The sequence below is a fragment of the Nocardia sp. XZ_19_385 genome, assembly GCF_015355755.1.
Lineage (GTDB): Bacteria > Actinomycetota > Actinomycetes > Mycobacteriales > Mycobacteriaceae > Nocardia.
In genome coordinates this window covers 910,846-930,634 of sequence record NZ_JACVEE010000003.1, presented here as the reverse complement: position 1 = coordinate 930,634, position 19,789 = coordinate 910,846, and the positions used below count along the sequence as shown (strand labels likewise).

At 66.2% G+C, this 19,789-nt stretch carries 22 protein-coding genes; 11 read left to right on the top strand and 11 right to left on the bottom strand.

From position 1 onward, the window contains the following. Positions 1-149 precede the first annotated feature (149 nt). The 4 genes from IBX22_RS27970 (at position 150) to IBX22_RS27955 (ending at position 3,128) form a co-directional block, all read left to right on the top strand. A complete protein-coding gene (locus IBX22_RS27970; protein WP_194818669.1) occupies positions 150-761 on the top strand; it encodes a DUF998 domain-containing protein in 612 nt (203 codons plus the stop codon). A gap of 36 nt (positions 762-797) precedes the next feature. Continuing rightward, positions 798-1,988, top strand: a complete 1,191-nt coding sequence (locus IBX22_RS27965) for a site-specific integrase (protein WP_309234818.1) — start codon at positions 798-800, stop codon at positions 1,986-1,988. An 81-nt stretch (positions 1,989-2,069) separates the two neighbouring features. Next, the gene (locus IBX22_RS27960) at positions 2,070-2,789 is read left to right on the top strand and encodes a M23 family metallopeptidase (RefSeq protein ID WP_194818667.1); all 720 of its coding nucleotides are present in this window, start codon (positions 2,070-2,072) and stop codon (positions 2,787-2,789) included. A 27-nt stretch (positions 2,790-2,816) separates the two neighbouring features. After that, positions 2,817-3,128: a hypothetical protein gene (locus IBX22_RS27955; protein WP_194818666.1), complete on the top strand. Its 312-nt coding sequence runs from the start codon at positions 2,817-2,819 to the stop codon at positions 3,126-3,128. Between the two features lie 3 nt (positions 3,129-3,131). Here the strand turns inward: IBX22_RS27955 and IBX22_RS27950 are convergent, their stop codons facing one another. Then, positions 3,132-3,572 carry a nitroreductase family deazaflavin-dependent oxidoreductase gene (locus IBX22_RS27950; protein ID WP_309234817.1) on the bottom strand — a complete coding sequence of 147 codons (441 nt, stop codon included), beginning with the start codon at positions 3,570-3,572 and terminating at the stop codon, positions 3,132-3,134. Between the two features lie 103 nt (positions 3,573-3,675). Next, the gene (locus IBX22_RS27945) at positions 3,676-4,290 is read right to left on the bottom strand and encodes a bifunctional 2-polyprenyl-6-hydroxyphenol methylase/3-demethylubiquinol 3-O-methyltransferase UbiG (RefSeq protein WP_194818664.1); all 615 of its coding nucleotides are present in this window, start codon (positions 4,288-4,290) and stop codon (positions 3,676-3,678) included. 134 nt (positions 4,291-4,424) lie between these two features. Between IBX22_RS27945 and IBX22_RS27940 the strand changes: the two genes are divergently transcribed. Beyond that, positions 4,425-4,568 carry a hypothetical protein gene (locus tag IBX22_RS27940; protein ID WP_194818663.1) on the top strand — a complete coding sequence of 48 codons (144 nt, stop codon included), beginning with the start codon at positions 4,425-4,427 and terminating at the stop codon, positions 4,566-4,568. A gap of 1 nt (position 4,569) precedes the next feature. Here the strand turns inward: IBX22_RS27940 and ilvD are convergent, their stop codons facing one another. Together ilvD and IBX22_RS27930 are read right to left on the bottom strand one after the other, a co-directional pair. Continuing rightward, complete coding sequence (ilvD, locus tag IBX22_RS27935) at positions 4,570-6,261, bottom strand: dihydroxy-acid dehydratase (protein ID WP_194818662.1); 1,692 nt, start codon at positions 6,259-6,261, stop codon at positions 4,570-4,572. Positions 6,262-6,419: 158 nt separating this feature from the next. Then, positions 6,420-7,205: an N-acetylmuramoyl-L-alanine amidase gene (locus tag IBX22_RS27930; protein WP_194818661.1), complete on the bottom strand. Its 786-nt coding sequence runs from the start codon at positions 7,203-7,205 to the stop codon at positions 6,420-6,422. 148 nt (positions 7,206-7,353) lie between these two features. Here IBX22_RS27930 and IBX22_RS27925 point away from each other — a divergent pair, with 148 nt between their 5' ends. Further along, on the top strand, positions 7,354-8,943 hold the full coding sequence (locus IBX22_RS27925; RefSeq protein ID WP_228539504.1) for a carboxylesterase/lipase family protein: 1,590 nt from the start codon (positions 7,354-7,356) through the stop codon (positions 8,941-8,943). A 57-nt stretch (positions 8,944-9,000) separates the two neighbouring features. Continuing rightward, the gene (locus IBX22_RS27920; RefSeq protein ID WP_228539501.1) at positions 9,001-9,978 is read left to right on the top strand and encodes a glycoside hydrolase; all 978 of its coding nucleotides are present in this window, start codon (positions 9,001-9,003) and stop codon (positions 9,976-9,978) included. A gap of 309 nt (positions 9,979-10,287) precedes the next feature. On the opposite strand, the gene IBX22_RS27915 is transcribed toward IBX22_RS27920, so the two are convergent. The 6 genes from IBX22_RS27915 to rox all read right to left on the bottom strand — a co-directional run bounded on the left by IBX22_RS27915 (position 10,288) and on the right by rox (position 15,566). Further along, positions 10,288-10,887 carry a GNAT family N-acetyltransferase gene (locus tag IBX22_RS27915; protein WP_309234816.1) on the bottom strand — a complete coding sequence of 200 codons (600 nt, stop codon included), beginning with the start codon at positions 10,885-10,887 and terminating at the stop codon, positions 10,288-10,290. Positions 10,888-10,938: 51 nt separating this feature from the next. Beyond that, the gene (locus tag IBX22_RS27910) at positions 10,939-11,859 is read right to left on the bottom strand and encodes a hypothetical protein (RefSeq protein ID WP_194818659.1); all 921 of its coding nucleotides are present in this window, start codon (positions 11,857-11,859) and stop codon (positions 10,939-10,941) included. Positions 11,860-12,616: 757 nt separating this feature from the next. After that, a complete protein-coding gene (locus tag IBX22_RS27905; RefSeq protein ID WP_194818658.1) occupies positions 12,617-13,252 on the bottom strand; it encodes a hypothetical protein in 636 nt (211 codons plus the stop codon). Positions 13,253-13,259: 7 nt separating this feature from the next. Then, the gene (locus IBX22_RS27900; RefSeq protein WP_228539499.1) at positions 13,260-13,631 is read right to left on the bottom strand and encodes a DUF5655 domain-containing protein; all 372 of its coding nucleotides are present in this window, start codon (positions 13,629-13,631) and stop codon (positions 13,260-13,262) included. Positions 13,632-13,706: 75 nt separating this feature from the next. Further along, complete coding sequence (locus IBX22_RS27895) at positions 13,707-14,120, bottom strand: VOC family protein (protein ID WP_194818657.1); 414 nt, start codon at positions 14,118-14,120, stop codon at positions 13,707-13,709. A 15-nt stretch (positions 14,121-14,135) separates the two neighbouring features. After that, positions 14,136-15,566, bottom strand: a complete 1,431-nt coding sequence (rox, locus tag IBX22_RS27890) for a rifampin monooxygenase (RefSeq protein WP_194818656.1) — start codon at positions 15,564-15,566, stop codon at positions 14,136-14,138. A 191-nt stretch (positions 15,567-15,757) separates the two neighbouring features. Between rox and IBX22_RS27885 the strand changes: the two genes are divergently transcribed. The 3 genes from IBX22_RS27885 to IBX22_RS27875 all read left to right on the top strand — a co-directional run bounded on the left by IBX22_RS27885 (position 15,758) and on the right by IBX22_RS27875 (position 17,610). Beyond that, entirely contained in the window at positions 15,758-16,501 is a 744-nt protein-coding gene (locus tag IBX22_RS27885; RefSeq protein WP_194818655.1) for an AAA family ATPase, read from the top strand. 102 nt (positions 16,502-16,603) lie between these two features. Beyond that, entirely contained in the window at positions 16,604-17,107 is a 504-nt protein-coding gene (locus IBX22_RS27880) for an SRPBCC family protein (protein WP_194818654.1), read from the top strand. Then, entirely contained in the window at positions 17,104-17,610 is a 507-nt protein-coding gene (locus IBX22_RS27875) for a GNAT family N-acetyltransferase (RefSeq protein ID WP_194818653.1), read from the top strand. The genes IBX22_RS27880 and IBX22_RS27875 overlap by 4 nt, the downstream gene beginning before the upstream one ends. Before the next feature lie 363 nt (positions 17,611-17,973). Here the strand turns inward: IBX22_RS27875 and IBX22_RS27870 are convergent, their stop codons facing one another. After that, on the bottom strand, positions 17,974-18,804 hold the full coding sequence (locus tag IBX22_RS27870; protein WP_194818923.1) for a TetR/AcrR family transcriptional regulator: 831 nt from the start codon (positions 18,802-18,804) through the stop codon (positions 17,974-17,976). A gap of 93 nt (positions 18,805-18,897) precedes the next feature. Here IBX22_RS27870 and IBX22_RS27865 point away from each other — a divergent pair, with 93 nt between their 5' ends. Beyond that, positions 18,898-19,512: a GNAT family N-acetyltransferase gene (locus tag IBX22_RS27865; RefSeq protein ID WP_194818652.1), complete on the top strand. Its 615-nt coding sequence runs from the start codon at positions 18,898-18,900 to the stop codon at positions 19,510-19,512. Positions 19,513-19,789 lie beyond the last annotated feature (277 nt).

Here is a 19,789-nt window from a genome sequence, read left to right as displayed (position 1 = left end):
GGAGCCTGCGAGCTGACCGCCGAATCCTCACAGTGACGAATCGCAGGAGTACCCGAAGGTGCCCGAAAAGCGGTGCACGGCACACTCCTACGCCTCGAAACTCGCGAAACACCACCAGCTATCCCCGGCTCGATCCCATAGTGGACGACATGATGAAGGTCAGCCGCTGGTGCGGGCTGCTCACCGGGCCGCTGTTCATCGCAGCGTTTTTCGTCCTGGGTGCGGTCCGAGACAACTACAACCCGATGCGGCATCCGGTCAGCGCCCTCTCCCTCGGCCCGTGGGGATGGACGGCGAGCCTCGCATTCGGCGTGTGCGGGACGCTCGGCCTGATCTTCGCAGCCGGATTGTGGCGGGCGGGCGGTATGGTCGCCGCAATACTGGTGGGACTGTGGGCAATCGGCCTGCTCGGGCTGGGACTGTTCGACACCGACCCGGTCAGCGGCTTCCCACCCGGCCAACCGGTCCCACCCGACACCACCTTCCACAGCACCCTGCACAACCTGTTCTCGATCCTGGTGCTGCTCGGCCTCACCGCGGCCTGCTTCGTCTTCGCCGGGGAGCGGGGTTGGCTGTGGATGGGCTATTCGCTGGCCTCCGGGCTGGTCTTCGGGGTGGCGTTCATGGTGGCGGGCAGCGGTTTCGCGCAGGCCCCGAATCTGGTCGACATCGGCGGCCTGTGGCAGCGGATCGCGATCGTGGTCGGCTGGACGTGGCTGACGGTGCTGGCGTTCCTGTCGAAGGAGCTGTCGAGCGCATAGTGTGGGACCGCAACCGGAGACGTGGAAGGTGGTGCGGTGGAGGCGGTACCCGAGCTGGTGCGCAACGAGCTGCGCCGGGGTGTGCGCAGCGTGCTGGTGGACGCGGCCGCGCTGCGGCTGGTGCGGGAACGCTTCGACGAGGTGCAGGCCGGGTCGCTGCGCCGGTATCTGGAGGCGTCGCAGTCGGCGAATACGTTGCGCGCGTACCGCACCGACTGGATCGCGTGGGCCGGATGGTGTGCCACCGAGCAGCGCCAGGCGCTGCCGGCCGACCCGCTGGATGTGGCGGTGTATCTGGCCGCCGCCGCCGACGCCCGCCGCGAGAACGGCGAATGGGCGTTCAGCCCGGCCACTTTGGAACGCAAGTCGGCCGCGATCGCCGCGGTGCACGCCGCCAACGGGTTGCCCTCGCCGACCCGTTCCGATGTCGTCCGGCTGACCCTGCGCGGTATCCGCCGCACCCGCCGCACCCCGCCGACCCGCAAACGCCCGGTCCTGCTACACACCCTCGACCAGCTGCTGGCCGGGCTTCCCGAGCCGGGCTGGCCCACCGAACCCGCCCGCCGACGTGACGCGCTGGCCTTGCTCATCGGTTTCGCGGGCGCGCTGCGCCGCAGCGAACTCGCCGGTCTGCGCATCGCCGATGTCCGCGTCAACGTCGATCACGGCACCGGCGAACCGCTGCTGCTGGTGCATCTTCCGACCACCAAGACCGACCCGACCGGTGTCGCCGAACAACGTGTCGCGCTCCCCCGCGGTCAACATCCGCACACCTGCCCGGTCTGCGCGTTTGCCGACTGGATCCGGCTGCTGGAAGTCCACACCGGCACCGGCGAGCCGGGGGTGCGCGCCTGGCTCGCCGAAGCTCCCGGCACCGACAGCACGATCCATCGCTGTCACGGATTCACCGGCACAGTGTTGGCCGAAAACCCTGATCTGCCACTGTTTCCCACCATCAACCGGCACGGCGGGCTGGGCGCGGACGCCATGTCCGGCCGTGCGGTCGCGGAATTGGTCAAACGCTACGCCGCCCGCGCGGGCCTGGACCCGGACCTGTTCTCCGGCCACTCCCTGCGCGCCGGTTTCGCCACCCAGGCCGCGCTCGGCGGCGCCTCCGACCGCGAGATCATGCGCCAGGGCCGCTGGACCAATCCCCGCACCGTGCACAACTACATCCGCACCGCCAACCCGCTGGAAGACAACGCGGTCACCAAACTCGGCCTGTAGTCTTCCGAAACTGCCACGCCGGCAACAGAAATCACTACCGAATCCGGTTACAGCCGACCCCATTGCGGGCATAACCGCCGTGTGACAGAAGCGCTACCGCCCCGGTTCTGGCCGCTCGCCGCCGGAACCTACACCCTCACCTCCGGTTTCGGAGCCCGCACCGGCGGTTTCCACTACGGACTGGACTTCGCGGCCCCGCTGGGCACACCCTTCTACGCACCCGCCGACGGTGTCTGCGTAGAAGGGGCGGAGCGCGCCGATGTCGAAGGTTTCGGGCGCTGGGTGTGGCTGGACTGTCAGCCCGCGGTCGGCACGGATTTCGTGATCGGCCACGGCGACCCGCTCGTGCGCGGCGGGGACGCGGTGATGGCGGGCGAACTCATCGGATATGTGAACTCCCACGGTGATTCGACCGGCCCGCACGCCCATGTCGAGGTGTGGACCGCGCCGGGGCGCGTCGGTGGCCGCGCCATCGACCCGGTCGAATGGTTTGCCGGGGCACAGGATCCCCTGGCTGGAGACGAGGAACTCATGGCACTGACGTTCGTCAATTTCGAGGGCAAGACGGTCGATGCCGCGACCGCCCTGCACTGGATCGATCGCCGCACCTATCAGAACGAGGTGATGCTGATGGCGATCCTGGATCAGCTGCTGGGGCCGGGCGCGGGCCGCGGCATCCGGGACCGCGCCGCCCAGCAGTGGCGGGGCTGGCCGCAGAACGGGGGCCGTTCGCTCAACGATCTCGCCGCCGCCATCGCCGAACGTCTCGATGTTCCCGGCGCCGAGGACACTTCGGCCTGACCCGCCGAATCGGCCTACTCTGGCCCCATGACCACACGTTCGGTCTCGCTCTGGAGTCGAGGCGGCCTGTATATCACTGCGAGCCTGCGAGATTCGGGGGCGCTCGTCATCGAGGGGCAGCATTTGAGCCGCGGCGGGGAATACGAGTACGCGATCACCGTCGCCCCCGAGAAGGTGGTGTACGTCCTGCAGGCGCTCGGCGGCAAACCCGAGGCGGATGTGCTCGACCTGCTTGCGGCGAATGCCGAGTCGATCGTGCGGCAGGGGGAGAAATCGTGGCTGGAAAGCCTGGGCATCACACCCGAGTTCTGGTCGCGCGGCGAGGTGTCCGGCGAATAACGTTCAGCGCGGGCGCAATTCGAAGATCCGGAATTGCCGCCCGCCGGCGAGTTCGGATTCCATCTCGTATCCGGGCCAGAACTCCACGGCCAGATCCCAGGCCCGCTTACGGTCCACGCCGGTGATCTCGGTGACGGTGGCCGAACCGCACTCGCCGCGATAACACATCTCGGCGATGTCGGCGGCCCGCAGATTCGCCGACCACACCGGATGCTTCGGGCTCCCCCAATTCGAGCCCAGCACCAGGAACCGCTCGTCCTCGGGCACCGCGAGCAGTGAGGTGGTGCGCGGCAGACCGGTCTTGCGTCCCGGCACCGTGATCTGCACCGACGGCAGCCCCGCCACATCCAGTATTCCTCTGCGTCCCTTACTGATTCGCCGTACTCCACGTTCCAGCCGCAGGATCGCGGGCTTGGCGCGCATGACCCAGGGACGCTGGGCCACCCGGCGAGCAACTCTGGCTAATGGATTCCGCATGCACACCGAGTTACCCGCCAGCGTCGTTCCACACCTGCCGCGCCGAGATCACCGCACTGTGGAATGCGCCTCAGTCCGCGCGCGAAAACACCGCGACCAGGAAGTCGGAGTCGTCGGTGAAGGGGCGAAAGTCCCACGTCGAAAGCCGCAAATCCACTGTAAGTCCGGCCGTCTCGGCGTCGGCAAAGAAGTCGCGGAAGTCGTATCCGCGCCCGGCCCCGAACCCGACCACCACCCGGCCGTTCGGGGCGAGATTGCGGGCAAACCCGGTCAGCACCGCCACCCGGGTGGAGGGTGCCAGGAAGGTCATCACGTTGCCCGCGCACACGATGGCATCGAAGTCGGCGGCGATGCCACGGCCGGGGAAATCCAGTTCCGCGAGGTCCTCGACGATCCAGGTCGGACCGGGGTGGTCCTGTTCGGCCGCGGCGATCAGCACCGGATCGACGTCGACGCCGACCACGACGTGGCCGACGCGATGCAGGTAGCCGCCGGTGCGGCCCGGGCCGCACCCCGCATCCAGGACCCGGCTGCCGCGCGCGAGCATCGCGTCGATCAGCCGGGCCTCCCCGACGATGTCGGCGCCGTCGGCCGCCAATGCCCGGAACCGCTCCACGTACCACGTCGAATGCGCGGGGTCGGCCGCGGTGAGCTCCTCCCATTGGCTGGGTGTACGTCCGCTCATCGTGTCTTTCTCCTCGCTCGGGCCGCGCCGGGAAACATGATCATCAACACACAATCGACAGCATCGAATCTGTTGCGGCTCCGCCTTTTCGGTTACTAGCTGAAGGACAGGTCCGGTTCGAGAAAGGCGGAACGATGAATATCTCGCACGCAAATCCGCGACGCCACACCAGGATCCGTGTCGCCGAGTGCTACGGCAGCGCCCGGTCGGGCTGGGGTGTGCTGGCGGTGTGGATAGCGCTGGTCATCGTCATCGCCGCGCTGCTGACCATCCTGTGAGTCAGCCGGTGACCGCTCCGTGCGCCGCCGAGCTGACGAGCTTGCGGTACTTGGCGAGCACGCCCGAGGTGTATTTGGGCGGGAGCGGCTCCCAGCCGGCCTTGCGGGCGTCGAGTTCGCTCTCGTCGATCTCCACGTCGAGGCGGCGGTTGGCGACGTCGAGCACGATCGGGTCACCGTCGCGCACGAAGGCGATCGGGCCGCCGTCGACCGCTTCGGGAGCGACATGTCCGACACACAAACCCGTTGTGCCGCCGGAGAATCGGCCATCGGTGAGCAGCAGCACGTCCTTGCCCAGGCCGGCGCCTTTGATCGCGCCGGTAATGGCGAGCATCTCGCGCATACCCGGGCCGCCCTTGGGGCCTTCGTAGCGGATGACGACCACGTCCCCGGCCGCGATGGTGCCGTCTTCGAGCGCGTCCATCGCCGCGCGTTCGCCGTTGAACACGCGGGCCGTCCCGCGGAAGACATCGGAGTCGAAGCCGGCGCTCTTGACCACGGCGCCTTCGGGTGCGAGGGAGCCGTGCAGGATGGTGAGCCCGCCCGTCTTGTGGATCGGCTGATCGAGGCGCCGGATGACATCACCGTCGAGGCCGAGTTCGATGCCGGACAGGTTCTCGGCCATGGTCTTTCCGGTGACGGTCATGACATCGCCGTGCATGAGCCCCGCGTCGAGCAGAGCCTTCATCACCACGGGGATGCCGCCGACCTTGTCGACGTCGTTCATGACGTAGCGCCCGAACGGCTTGAGATCGCCCAGGTGCGGCACCTTGTCACCGACCCGGTTGAAGTCGGCGAGGGTCAGGCTGACACCGGCCTCGCGGGCGATGGCCAGCAGATGCAGGACGGCGTTGGTGGATCCGCCGAGCGCCATCACCACGGTGATGGCGTTCTCGAACGCCTCCAAGGTCATGATGTCGCGCGCGGTGATGCCCCGGCGCAGCAACTCGACCACGGCCTCACCGGACTTCACGGCATAGTCGTCGCGGCGACGGTCGGGGGCGGGCGGGGCGGCCGATCCGGGCAGGCTCATCCCGAGCGCCTCGGCGGCTGAGGCCATGGTGTTGGCGGTGTACATGCCGCCGCAGGCGCCTTCGCCGGGGCAGATCGCGCGTTCGATGCGGTCGACCTCCTCGCGGGTGATCAGGCCCTTGATGCAGGCGCCGACCGCTTCGAACGCGTCGATGATCGTGACGTCCTTGCCGTCGACGTTGCCCGGCAGCGTCGAACCCGCGTAGAGGAAGACACTCGACAGGTCCAGGCGCGCGGCGGCCATCAGCATGCCCGGCAGGCTCTTGTCGCATCCGGCGAGCAGGACCGAACCGTCCAGTCGCTCGGCCATCATGACGGTCTCGACGGAGTCGGCGATGATCTCGCGACTGACCAGGGAGAAGTGCATGCCCTCGTGGCCCATCGAGATGCCGTCGGACACCGAGATCGTGCCGAACTCGAGCGGGTAGCCGCCCCCGGCGTGGACGCCGCGTTTGACCGCCTTGGCCAGGCGGTCGAGCGAGAGGTTGCAGGGGGTGATCTCGTTCCAGCTGGAGGCGACACCGATCTGCGGCTTGGCCCAGTCCTCGTCGCCCATCCCGACAGCGCGCAGCATGCCGCGGGCGGCGGTCTTCTCGAGGCCGTCGGTGACGTCGCGGGAGCGGGGTTTGATATCGACCGACTGATCGGAGTCGTGTGCCATGGCGCAAGTCTACGACCGGTGCATCCCGCTCCCGGATCACCACCACGCAACCTGCATTCGGGATGTGCTGCTGCGCACCCGAGTGCTGCGATGCTCACGGTCAGCAACGAGGTGCCGACCGCGGCCTCCAGAGTTTGTTCAGATCAAGCTTCCGGTGATCACTTCTGCACCTTCGTCAGGTCGGTGAAACCGTCGACGCCCAGTTCCGCGCCGATCGCGGCGACGGCGTCGACGAGGGTCCGGTCCCCCAGTTGCGGCCAGCCTTTCAAGGGGATCGGGCCGCCGATCTGTTCGCGCAGATCGTTGACGTATTCGTCGATGAAGCGAATCGCGGTGCCGAGGGTGACGGTTTCGCCTCGGAAGTTGACGAAGGTCTCTTCGAGCGCGGCCATGGTTTTGCCTCCTGGGATGGGTGAGCGATCGATGAGTGCTTGCACCTCGAACCGGAATGCGTCCATGTCGATGCCGGTCGGGTCGATCTTTCCTTCGCTGCTGTACTCGCGGTGGGCGACGCAGTCGCCGGCGTCGCGGCCGAGGTGGCGCAGGATCGCGGCACAGCCCCGCTTGTAGGCGTCGAGTTGCACCGGGGTCCAGTCGGTTCCGTCGCCGCGGGACACCGCTTCGATGCCGATGACGTGGAAATTGGCGTTGTCGGTGGGCCAGCCGGGATGCGAGCCGCGCCCGGCATGCCAGCACACCCCGGCGGCGATCACCCGATACATGCCGTTCCGTTCGAGGACCAGTTGCGCCAACGGCCCGGCCAGATCGGGGCGGCCGTACTGGACGATGCGCCAGTCGTTTTCGCCACCGCCGGCGGTGTGATGACAGAGCACGCCGCGGACGTCGGCGAAATCTCCGTGCCCGCGCTCCCGCCATCCGTCGTGTTCGAGCACGCGCAAGCCTTCGGCGCGTAGGACGTCGGCCAACCAGAGCGGATCACTCACGCTTGCCTCCTCACATGCGCCCCAGATTTTCCGAGGCGCAGTGCATTCGATGCCGCGCGATGGATGGCGTTCCTCCCGTCAACACTTGATCGAATGTCTTAGACATACGTATTGCACAAATGTGTGAGTCCTCGGTACTGTCGGCGGCATGACCGACAACGACCGCACGACGAAGGCGTCACTCGGCCTGCGCCGGATCGCCTCGAGCCTCACCGTCTTCGGGCTGGCCGCGATGACGACTGCCGCATGCTCGGACGAGCCCGCGCCGGACACCGCCACCGTCAGCACCGACCGCGGTCCGGTGCGCGGCACCGTCGCCGACGACTACCGGTCGTTTCGCGGGATCCCCTTCGCCGCCGCACCCACCGGCGAACTCCGCTGGAGCGCACCACAACCGGCTGTCCCGTGGCGCGATCCCCGGGCCGCGACGACCCCGGGCAACGCGTGCGCACAGCCCGCCGACCTGCCCATCTCTGTCGCGCGGCAAGACGAGGACTGTTTGAACCTGGACGTCGTCACACCGAAGTCCACCGCGGGCCGGGCGTTGCCGGTGCTGGTCTGGATTCACGGCGGCAGCTTCACCTACGGGGCGGGCAGCCAGTACGACGCGGCGACGATGGCAGCCGCGGGCGAGGTCGTCGTCGTGACGATCAACTACCGGCTCGGCGCATTCGGATTCCTCAATTACCCAGCCCTGAACAATGATTCAGGCAATCTCGGTCTGCAGGATCAGCGTGCGGCGCTGCAATGGGTCCAGCGCAACGCCGCGGCGTTCGGCGGCGATCCCCGCAACGTGACGTTGATGGGGCAATCCGGGGGTGGTTACAGCGTGTGCGCCCACCTCGCCGCACCCGCGTCGGCAGGCCTGTTCCATCGAGCGATCATCCAGAGCGCCCCCTGTGCCGGGGACGGCTCCCGGTCCCGGCAGGAAGCCGAGCAGCAGGGCATCGGACTGGCAACCCGGGCCGGCTGTCCGGATCTCGCGACCGCCGCCGATTGCCTGCGCACGAAGTCGGCCACCGAACTGCTGGCCGCGGCCGGCGGCGGCCACGACGACTATCGGCCGGTCATCGACGGCGATCTGCTGCCGCTCGCGCCACGCGAAGCGTTCGCCACCGGCCGATTCAACAAAGTGCCGGTCCTGCTCGGCAGCAATCGCGACGAAGTGCGCGGCCAGCTCGGTGGCATGGAGGCGATCCCGGGGGCAGCGCCGCTCACCGCCGATGACTACGCCCAGCAGGTGCGGGCGAAGTTCGGTGCGCACGCCGACCAGGTGCTCAGCACCTATCCGGTGGCCGATTTCGGCTCACCGAGTGCGGCTTTGGCGGCGGTCCTGACCGATCACGGCTACTCGGTCCCGACGCTGGACACCCTCGCGCTGCTCGCCGCGCAGGTGCCGACCTACGCCTACGAATTCGCCGAACAGCAGACCCCCTACTTCCCGGGAATATCGCGGCCCAGTTTCCCGGTGGGCGCCAACCACATGCACGAACTGCCCTACCTGTTCACCGTCGACTATATGGAACGCGCCACGCAACAGGATCTGAGCGACAGCATGATCGCCTACTGGACTCGATTCGCCCGCACCGCAATTCCGGACGGTGATGCTCGCCCCGCCTGGCCATCCTTCGACGACCGGCGGTACGTGCAATCGCTGGCGTCGGGCCACGACGGCATCCGCGGCACCGACTTCGCGGCTGATCACCACTACGAGTTCTGGAAATCTCTGAACGCCTGACCTTTCACCCTCCCGCCAAAGAGTGTCGGCAACCTTTTAGCAAACTTTCGTCGGATAATGCTGCGCGTGGAACTGAACCGGCGATCGCTGATGGCTCTGGCAGCAGGCCTGCCCCTGCACGCGCTGCTCTGCGGTCGCGCGACGGGTGCGCCGATGGTGGCGCCGGCGACCACCCCCGCTCTCCGGTACACGATGGTGGCGTTCACCAACAACAGCCAGATCGACTTGTACGTCTACGAGTCCGCTGATGCCACGACATTTCAGCTACTGAAGGCATCGGCGTATCAACCACCTGGCGCGGATCCGGCGACTCCGGCCACCGATCCGACCGAGATGGGTCCGTTGCTGCGAGATCCGAGCCTGTTCCGGAGCGCGAACGGCCGTTACTACCTCGTCTACACGACCGCTTGGGATGGGGACACGCTCGGATTCGCCTGCAGCGACGACCTGAGCAATTGGACTCACATGTACGACTACCGGGTGCCGGTGTCCGATGTGCGGCATGCGTGGGCTCCGGAATGGTTCCTGGACCCCAGCGGTCAGGTCAATGTGCTGGTTTCGTTGAACACCGGCGCGGGCTTCACCCCCCATCTGATGACAGCCACCGACACCCAATTGAGTGTGTGGACGCCACCGACCCCCCTGGACGGGCTCGCACCAAGCCCGGGCTCCGAGAACGGCTATATCGATACCACCGTGGTGCATCATCACGGACGCTATTACGCCTTCGTCAAGAACGAGCTCACCAAATTCGTGGAGCTCGCGGTCGCCGACCAGCTCGCCGGGCCCTACACCGTTGAATGGACCGGCGATTGGGCCGGATGGGGAAGCCCACGAGAAGGCCAGTGCGTGATCCGCTTACCCCACGGCGGCTGGCGTATCTACCTCGACGCCTACAACCTCGACGACCCGCGCAGTGGCCGATACCTGTACAGCGACAGCATCGATGATTTCACCGAATGGACACTCCCCCAACCACTGCCCGCAGTCTCGGGCACCATCCGGCACGGCACCGTATTGGCGGAGCTCCGATAGCACCCACCACAGTGAGGTGGATCACAAACTTGCCCGGGTTGGGGCCGTTGCAGCGGCCGGTTCCCGGGTATGCGTTGCAGTGCGATCCGCGCATGCGGACAAACTCAGGAGAAAGAAGGAATCGTGTCGGTGACGGTCGTCGCGTTGCTTGGGATATCGGTGCTAGCGATCGCAGTCATCGCCTGCCATGTCACCGTAGCCGCCACGTACTGGTGGCAGATGCGTGACCTTCGACGGGGCAGCGCGACAACGCGCTCGGTAGACGTCCCGCGGACGGTATCGCATTCCGGGATAGCTTGATCCAGCCGATCACCCAACGGCGCGGCTCCCGCTCGCGCCGCCGAGTTCCCACTCGTCGCGGGTGATCTCGTAGCGGACCTCCCCCTGCTCGGCACCTTCGATCGGGGGCAGATCGGGCCAGTACGTCTGCACGTGGGTCATCCCGATTTTCTTCATGACGTTGCGCGAACCGCGGTTGACGAACATCGTCTCCGCCCAGACCATCCGCATCCCGAGCTCGGTAAATGCTTTGTGCAGCAACGCCGTCGAGCCTTCGGCCGCGTAACCCTCACCCCAGGCCGCCTTGCGGAACCGGTAGCCGAGTTCGACCTCGTCCGTGGGGCCTTCGGCCTTGGGTCGCAAAATGAACCAGCCGATGAACTCGCCACCGGCCTTCTCGTGCGCCGCGAACGTGCCGAACATGTCATCCCACTTCTCGTACTGGTCCAGCAGCCGGGGCAGCACCTCCCGGCGGATCTTCTCCGGCGGTGTCGGGACACCACCGGAGAGGTACCGCATGACCTCGGGGTCACTGTCGAGTTCGATGAGCAACTCGGCGTCGTTCTCGGTGAAGTGACGCAGTAACAACCGGTCGGTTTCGAGGTAGAGGGCCATACGCGATGGTCGCACGCACCGATCACACCCTTCAAGAAACCTGAGACCCGAACGCAACCGACGTTGCTACCTCGGGCAAGTGTCGAGTTCTGTGCGCAGCTTCGATTCCAGAGCGTCGGCCTCTTCCGTGGGAGTTTGCCCACCCTCGCCCACCGATTTGTAATAGCAGCCGCCGACGATCACCATTCCGTGGAAATCCGAAGACACTGCCCCACCTGGCTTCACCCACCCACCGGCTCCGTCGGTCCAGCCCAAGGCCAGCGGGTGAGCGGTAGTGGGCTGCACGGCCGCTATCACCGCCCGGAGCCTGGTTTCGGTCGACGCTCTGTCCGGTGTGACTACCCAAATCTTGCTGACCGAGCCGTCCTTGACTTCGATCTCGAATGCGAAATCCGGCGGGAGGTGATCCAGCTTGTCGTGAACGGCCTGTTCTTGGGCAGGGGTGTAAGGAAACACGATCTCCCATTCGGGCACCGCGTCGTCGGCTGTGGCATCCGCTGTCAGCGTCGCCGAGTCGGAACCGATCGCCGACCGGGTCGCATCTACCACGGCCCTGATGTGCTCGCTACTCGTGACTCTGATACTGAACAGCCCGCTGATCGGGTTTCGGTGCGCGTAGATCTTCGCGGCAGGAAGGCCCGCTTCGATTCCTCGAATCTTTCGAACGTCTTCCAGAACTTGCTCCGGATACAGCTTCCTTCCATACATGAGGTCTGCTCGGTCACCGATCGTGAAGGTTGTCGACTGCTGGTAGTCGGTGAAGTGGTCACCTTTCACCACAGTGATCCGCGCCGCGACGTCGGAAACCTGTTGCTCCGATGCCCGTTTCATCGCCACGGACAAAGCGAGGAAGGTACCGGCGAAGGCTCGAGAGGATTCGGCCGTGATGCTGTCTACACCGGGCATCGCGGCAATTGCCGCTTTCAACTCATCTATCTCTTTGCTGCGATCCGGCGCAATGAAGCAGCTCGACACCGATGCTGCCAATATCAAGACAGTAAGTACGACAACAAGTCTGCGCAGTTTCAAACCAGTCCCCCGGCAGTAGTAGCTTGCCTGGACTCTAGCGACACAGCTCTGGTTCGTCGCGCGGGCAGGTGGCTTCGGCGATCCAATCGAACTGTGCCAGACCGTGCGGTGGTCGCGTGCCCCCGAGTGTCAAGAAGCCGGACGGGTCAGTGATGCCTCGCAATGGGGCACGCAGCCGCGCCGACAGGTCCCGCAACCACCCTTCAACGGCCGGGTTTACTGATGGCCATGACGATCTAACCCATTGCAGAGGGAGGGATCCGTATGGTCCATCAACCACTTCGTTTCATTGGATCGGCGACGTACGCAGCAGCGGTAGCTATCGCCGCCCTGGGCCTTGCTGGGGCGCCTATAGCTACAGCGGCGGAGCTCGACGACCCGACATCGCAACCGACAATGAGCATTCCGTGCGACGACCCCATCTATCAAGAATTCGCACCCGGGCAACAGCGTCGCGCGCCTTGCCAGAACTCAAAGACCCCGATACAGAAGTCGACAGCCGAAAAGGCATGCACCGCGGCGTGTAAGAACAAGAATTGCGGCACCGGTACCTGCAAGGGCGAAAAGTGTGTGTGCAGTCGGTGTGCATCAGGCGGCCAGGGAGAGTCCTAGCTCGGACAATGCGGAGTGCCGCCCGATCACTCCGTGAAACTGGGTCTCGCCTCCACTACGTGATGGCTCCGGAATCGGCCTTGGCCTCGGAAATCGTGACGTATCAGTAGAGCGGGTCCTCGGAACTCGACACCGCCTCTTGCCAAGGCGCACCGGCACGGGAGACCCGGTTGTTGTCCAGGTCGAAGCGATCGACTCCGGCCTGTCCGCCCACGGTGAGGATCGCACCGTCGGCGGATATTTCGAGCGTCTCCCACGCTCCGGGGACCTCGAACTCCAGACGTACCAGTTCGAAATCGTCGCAGTAGTTGAGGCCTTGCAGGTTTCGCGAGTCCAGGATGCGAGGCCTGCGCAGCGCACGGCCTGCGAGCTCACCGTTGTCGAGCCAGGCCAGCACACCCCGTGGATGCCAGACCACAGCGGAGGGCGCGAACTGCTCGCCGTAGCGCTCGTCGTGGTCGAATTCCACCAGCTGCCAGCAATTCGCGTGATCGAGAGTGAGAACGAGCAAACCACCGTGCTGGGGACCGGTCACGTCCTGCGCGGCGTCGTCCCATTGATAGTCGGTCTCGAATCCCAGGACGAACACGCCGTCTCGCGGAAATCGCGCATAGGTCCAGCGCTCGAAGCAATACATCTGGTGGGGCTGGTATGTCGCTGTGTCCGAACGTAACTCGCCATCGATGAACCACCAGCGCCGATCTGGGGAAACCACCGCAATATCGGGCCGGAACTCCATGATCGCCTCACTGCGCCGAATCCGCGGCCGCTCGTAACCACGTGCGGACTTCTTCGTCGAGGTCGTCGGGGTGGTGGATTTCGAGATGGTGGGTCCACCGGTTGGGGGTGGGGTGGGCGATCTCCTTGAAGCGCTGGGAGCTTTCCTTGTGGTCGAGCACGAACGACAGCGCGACTTCGGCGTCCGGGTTTTTCAGGTGTTGGCCGGGCAGCCACAGGTAGGCGAAGCCGCGGTTGCGGCGGAAGGCGATTTGGCTTTTGGAGACGCGAACGTCGTAGGGGCCCAGCGAGTCCAGCAGGGTGCATAGTTTCCGGTAGATGGGTAGGGCGTCGGGGTGTCCGTCGAGGTATTCCTCGGGGGTGCGGGGCGCGTCTGTCATGTGCGAGCTCCTGTTTCGAGGTTCGTCGGTTGCGGTGCGGGCACCGCGGCTATCCGCCGCCTGAGGCGCAGCCCATTATCGTCCGTTGTCCAGGGCTGGTTCTTGGGTCGGGGTACCTGCGGTGGTGGTCGAGGCCAGGCAAAAAGGATGTCCGGCGGGGTCGAGAAGGACGCGGAAGTGCCGGCCGCCGGGTTGGTGGGTGGCGAGCGTCGCGCCGAGGGCGAGTAGGTGTTGTTCGGCCTGGTGGAGATCTTCGACGCTGAAGTCGAGGTGGAGTCGGCGTGGGGCGGCGGGGTCGGGCCATTGGTGTGGCTGGTGGTTGGTGACGCGTTGAAAGTCCAGCCGGACGTTGTCGTTGCTGGTGAGTACGACGAAGTCCGGGTTGGAGGAACGCAAATGCCCGCCGAGAAACTCCTGGTAGAACCGGGCAAGCCGGATTGGGTCCGGGCAATCGATGGTGACGGCGAAAAGGCGTGCGATAGTCGGCAACTGGTTCTCCTACCCCTAGTTCAGGTTGGCGGGCTCGCCGAACCAGCGGGAAAGGTGGTCGTCGAGGTCGTGCTGGTCCTCACCGATCCAGGCGACATGGCCGTCGGGCCGCAGCAGGATGGCCGGAACATCCAGCGCCACAGTGGGATCCGCGATGAGATCGACGCGATCGGACCAGCCTTCGATGGTCAGGCGTTCGGTGCGGTCGAGTACCAGGCCGCGCCCGCGATGTAGCCGGTCGTAGAGGTGGCCCTGTTGCAGGTCGATGTCGCGCAGGCGGCGACCGAGCAGGTCGGGGCGGGGGCCGAAGTCGTAGCGGATGTCGATCGCGGTGATCTTCTCGATCAGGTAGCGGTTGACCTCGTTGAAGTCCATCAGTTCGGTGAGCAGCCGGCGCACGGCCTGCGGGCCGGGTTCGGTGGATAACAGTTGCGTCTGGGCGCGGGTGTTGTCCAGGACGTCCGCGGCGACCGGATGGCGTTCGGCCTGGTAGCTGTCGAGCAATGTTTCCGGCGCCCAGCCGTGGATCTGCGCGGCCAGTTTCCAGCCGAGGTTGACTGCGTCTTGAACGCCCAAGTTCAGGCCCTGCCCGCCGATGGGCGGGTGGATGTGGGCCGCGTCGCCGGCCAGCAGCACCCGATCGACCCGGTAGCGTTCGGCCAGCCGGGTGGCGTCGCCGAAACGGGACAGCCAGCGCGGGGAATGCGCGCCGAAATCGGTTCCGGCGAGGGCGCGCAACTGTTGCCGGAAATCCTCGAGGGTGGGCGGTTCCGCGCGATCGGTGACTCCCGCGGCGGGGACCACGACGCTATAGATTCCTTCGCCGAAGGGCCGGAGACTGAATTGCCTATTGGTGGCGCTGATTTCGGCCACCTTGGCGGCGATCTCCTCTGGCGGCAGACCCAGTGCCAGCTCCCCCATCAGCGTCTCGGTCCGCGAGGGTTCGCCGGGAAACCCGACACCGAGCAGTTTGCGCACCGTGCTGCGCGCGCCGTCACAGCCGACGAGGTAACGCGCCCGCAGCCGCTCCCCGTCGGCCAATTCGACGGTCACACCCTCGGCGTCCTGCTCGAAACCGGTTACCGCACAACCGTTCCGGACCTGTGCGCCCAGTTCGATCGCATGTTCTTCGAGCAGCTGATCGATGACCGGCTGCGGGATACCCAGCAGATAGGCGTACTGCGAATCCAAACCCTCGGGCGCGGGTTTGGCGATGGCGGCGAAGATACCGCCGACCGGACGCTGTCGTCCACGTTCGAGCATGCGATCCAGCAGTCCGCGCATCGCCATCAGCTCGAGACTGCGCATGTGCAGACTGACTATGCGCACGAACGACCCGGGCTCGTGGTCCTTCTCCACAACGAGGACCCGCACATCGTGCAACCGCAGTTCGGCGGCCAGCATCGCACCGGTCGGCCCGCACCCGGCAATGATCACATCGAACAATGAACCACCCGTTCGCCGAATTTCTCCCACCCACGCGTCGCACTGGATTTCCGCAGGTCCTGGCTTCGGCCGCCCATTCTGCGGCACCCCTGAGTCTTGCCGCAAGCGATATATGTCGAGGAGCAACCCCGCACGAGTGCATTCCGTCGTTCGTCAGATAATTGCAGCATGGTTACTGTGGCTGGCCGCTGATGAGCGCTCCCTACGTCCGGCGAGCGATTCTGGACCGGCACAGTGTGCCGTCATTCGAGGAGTATCCATTCTCCTTGCCCGTGGTGCGTGGCCTGTCCGAATTGGAGCTGCATCCACGGGTGACCTTCCTCGTGGGCGAGAACGGCAGCGGCAAGTCGACGCTGCTGGAAGCCGTCGCCACCGCCTGGGGCTTCAACCCCGAAGGCGGCACGAAGAACTTCAACTTTTCGACCCGCGGTTCCCACTCGGGCCTCAACGAGCATCTGCGGCTGGTGAAGTCCGTGCACAAGCCGCGTGACGGGTTCTTCCTGCGCGCGGAGAGCTTCTTCAACGTCGCCACCAACATCGAGGACCTGGACAAGCAACCCGGCTCCGGACCTCCGCTGATCAACTCCTACGGCGGCGTCTCGTTGCACGAACAATCACATGGAGAATCATTCCTGGCGCTGATGATGCACCGCTTCGGCGGGCACGGATTCTATGTCCTGGACGAGCCGGAAGCCGCGTTGTCACCGAGCCGTCAACTGGCGATGATCGCCCGCATGCACGAGCTCGTCGGCACGCGATCCCAGTTCCTGATCGCCACCCACTCCCCGATCCTCATGTCGTACCCGGATGCCTGGATTTACCAAATCGGCGAGGACGGTTACGAACTCGTCGACTACGAAGACACCGAGCACTATCGCATCACGCGCGCTTTCCTCAACAACCCCGCCAAGTACCTCGACGAGCTATTGGATTGACTCCTGCGGGCGCTGCTCCCGGACGGCGACTGGCCCTGACAATCGCAGCTCGGGGTCGGATAGGCTCGGGCATCAGATGATCAGTCACCGAAGGGGCTCACCGTGCGCCGCGTTACGACGGTTTCCGACAGCATCCTTGTTGCGGCGAAGCCCTTGGATGTCTATGAGCAGATCAGCGATCCCCGGCTGATGGGGCGGTGGAGTCCCGAGAATCTCGGGGCCACCATTCGCGAACCGCGGGAATCCAGTTATGCGGGTATGGAATTCGACGGGGTCAACAAGCGGGGCCTGACCAAGTGGGTGACTCGGTGCGTGGTGACCGCGGCGGACCCGGGCGAGCGGTTCGCGTTCCAGGTGCAAGCGATCGGGGCGCGTGAGCCCTGGATTCGGGCGGGGATCGCCAGCTGGGAATACCGGTTCACGCAGGAAGACGGCGGGACACGGGTCACCGAGACCTGGACCGACGACCGCAGGCGGTGGCCGAACGCGGCGGTCCAGGTGTTCGACCGGATCGTCACCGGCGGAGACACTTTCGCTCAGTTCCAAGCCAAGAACATCGCGCGCACACTGCGCAATCTGAAGAAACAACTCGAACAGGCCGGATGATGGCCGCCGTCGACATCGAATCGGTCCGGATCCACCAGCTCACCCCCGAGGACTGGGCCCGTTTCCGCAGCATCCGGCTACTGGCATTGGCCGAAGCGCCTCACGCTTTCGGCTCCACCCTCGCCGAGGCGCAGTCCCGCACCGATCAGCTGTGGCGCGAAATCCTCGCCGCCCGCACCCAATTCGTCGCGAGCGCCGACGGCCAGGAGCTCGGCACCGTTGGCATCGCCCCGGAATCCGGTGCGGCCCACGTGGTGTCGATGTGGGTGGCCCCGGAAGCTCGCGGCACCGGCGTCGCCGACCTGCTGGTCCGCGCCGTCATCGAGTGGGCCACCGCCAACCGCCTGCCCGCCATCGGCCTGGAAGTCTCCGAGGGCAACGCCCCCGCCGAACGGCTCTACCACCGCCACGGTTTCCGTCGCACCGGCGTCACGGGCCCGATCTCCCCCGAGGACCCGCGCCTGGAATTCGAAATGCGGCTCGAGCTCCCGGGGACCCGGTAGCTGGCGGTGCCAGCACCCAAGCTGAGACCATGAGTTCCCCGCCAAACGCGATATTCGGCGCGGCGGAGCCCCTTCGAACCCAGGTTGTTCGGGCCCGCCGGAGCACCCCGAGCCCACACTCCTTCACCCAAACCGGGGCCGGCTGTTCCTCGGGGACGTAGTGGCCGCCGTCGGCGATCTCAACGAAGTTTCAGTGCGGTGGCGGCCCGCTGGTTCGCGATCGTCAGCACGGTCTCGGCGTCACAACCGCCGCCGCCGACCAGGTGCCCCGGCGTCGTTCAAATCGCCGACGATGAGCAGACGCATTGCCCTGGACCGTGATCAGCCCGGAAGTTGGCAGGCCGCCACTGCGGCGCAGAATCGTCACCCAGATGTCACGCGCGGATTCGCACCCGCGATTTCCCCAGGGAAGTGCCGCGCCGCGATCCCGTCGAGAAGCAGCGCCAGGCTGTCCTCGAGAAGTTTGTCGAGGTCGAGTTCGAGTCCGGTGGTATCGGGGTCGAAGACACGCACCAGCATCGGGTGCGTCTCCGGGGCGACCAGCGCCGCCACCTGCTCGGCAGTGGCCTGTAGTCCGAGCGGGCGGCGTTCGGAGGTGACCAGCAGCGCCAGCCCCTGGACCAGGCTCGACACCGAAAGGCACGCTGTGAGCAGGGCATCCCTGGTCATGCCCGGCCGGTACAGCGCGGCGAAGGGGCGTTCCAGGGAGTCGAGCAGTGTCGGGCCCAAGGGCGGGCGAGTCTGGGCGAGCACCGCCAACATCCACGGGTGGCGCCGGTAGAGCTGCCATTCACCGCGCGCTTCGTAGGCGAGACTCTCGCGCCAGCCTCCCAATGTGGTTGGCGGCGGCGGAATTTCGGCGAGCGTCAGTTCCGCCATTTCGGCGAACAGGGTGTCACGGTCGGGGAAATGCCGATACAGCCCGGCGGTCGCCACGCCCAACTCGGTGGCCAGGCGGCGCATGGACACGCCTTCCACACCCTCCCGGTCGGCGAGCGCCACGGCGGCGCGCACGATGGCGATGGTCGTCAACCGGCGCGGAGGGGTGCGGCGCTGCGGCGCGGACTCGGGTTGGCGGCGGGCCCGGTAGGCGCGGGCCTGACAGGACCGCGAGCAGTACCGGCGCCGCCGGCCCCGCGCCGGATGCGCGAACTCCGCACCACATACCGCGCACGCCGGCGCCTCGGATTTCATCACACCTACCAGTGTGACGAAATTGTCGTAAGCACGTCGGCACAGCCATACCTTGGCTTTCGAAGACACTGTTCACAACGGGAGGTTGCAGAGATGACTACGCCAGTGAGGGTCCACCGCGCCGAACTCGACGAGCTCGACACCGTGGCGCGGGTACTCGCCGAAGCGAGCGTCGACGAGGAAGTGCTCAGCTGGATCATGAAAGACCACCCCGAGGTCGCCGAGCAGTACCGCACCCAGCACGCGCCCGGGATGGTGGAGAAGGCGATGCGTGAAGACGAGGTCTGGGTCGCCGGCGACGGCACCGACATCTGGGCGGTGTCACTGTGGCAGACCGTGCGGGACCGCGATCGCCTCGAACGCGAGGCCGCCGAGATGCGCGCCGTCTACGAACAGGTCCCGCTCCCGCCCTTCCGGCGGCTGCGGGCACTGACCGCCCTCCTCGAACAAACCCATCCCGCCGAGGTCCCGCACCGCTACCTGCAGTTGATCGTGACCCTGCCCCAGCATCGCGGCAAAGGCGCCGGCGCCGCCATCGTCACAGACCGCGCCAAAGCCGCCTCCGACGCCGGTCTCCCTGCCTACCTCGAGGCCAGCACCGAGCGCTCGTCACGCCTGTACGCGCGCTGCGGATTCGTCATCGAAGGCGATCTGATCCCGCTGCCCGAAGACGGTCCGATCCTGCGACCCATGTGGTTCCGCGGCTGAGTTCACCGCTGCGGCATCGACACGGCCGGGTGCGGCGCAGGGAGTTCAACACGCCCAGCGCCCACCCGACCGATCACATCCGCACGGCACCGTCGGGGGCCGGAGTATTGCGCAGCGATTTCGTGGGCCAGCGCTGATGAACATCTCGCGCGGAATCGGTTGCGGCACAAGGTAGGTGGTCGGATCCGTGCTCATCGCCGCCGGCAACGCGCACGGTGCCGGCCGGACGGATTCGGTGAAGACCCATGTCGAGGCACTGGACCAAGCGAGTAACTGC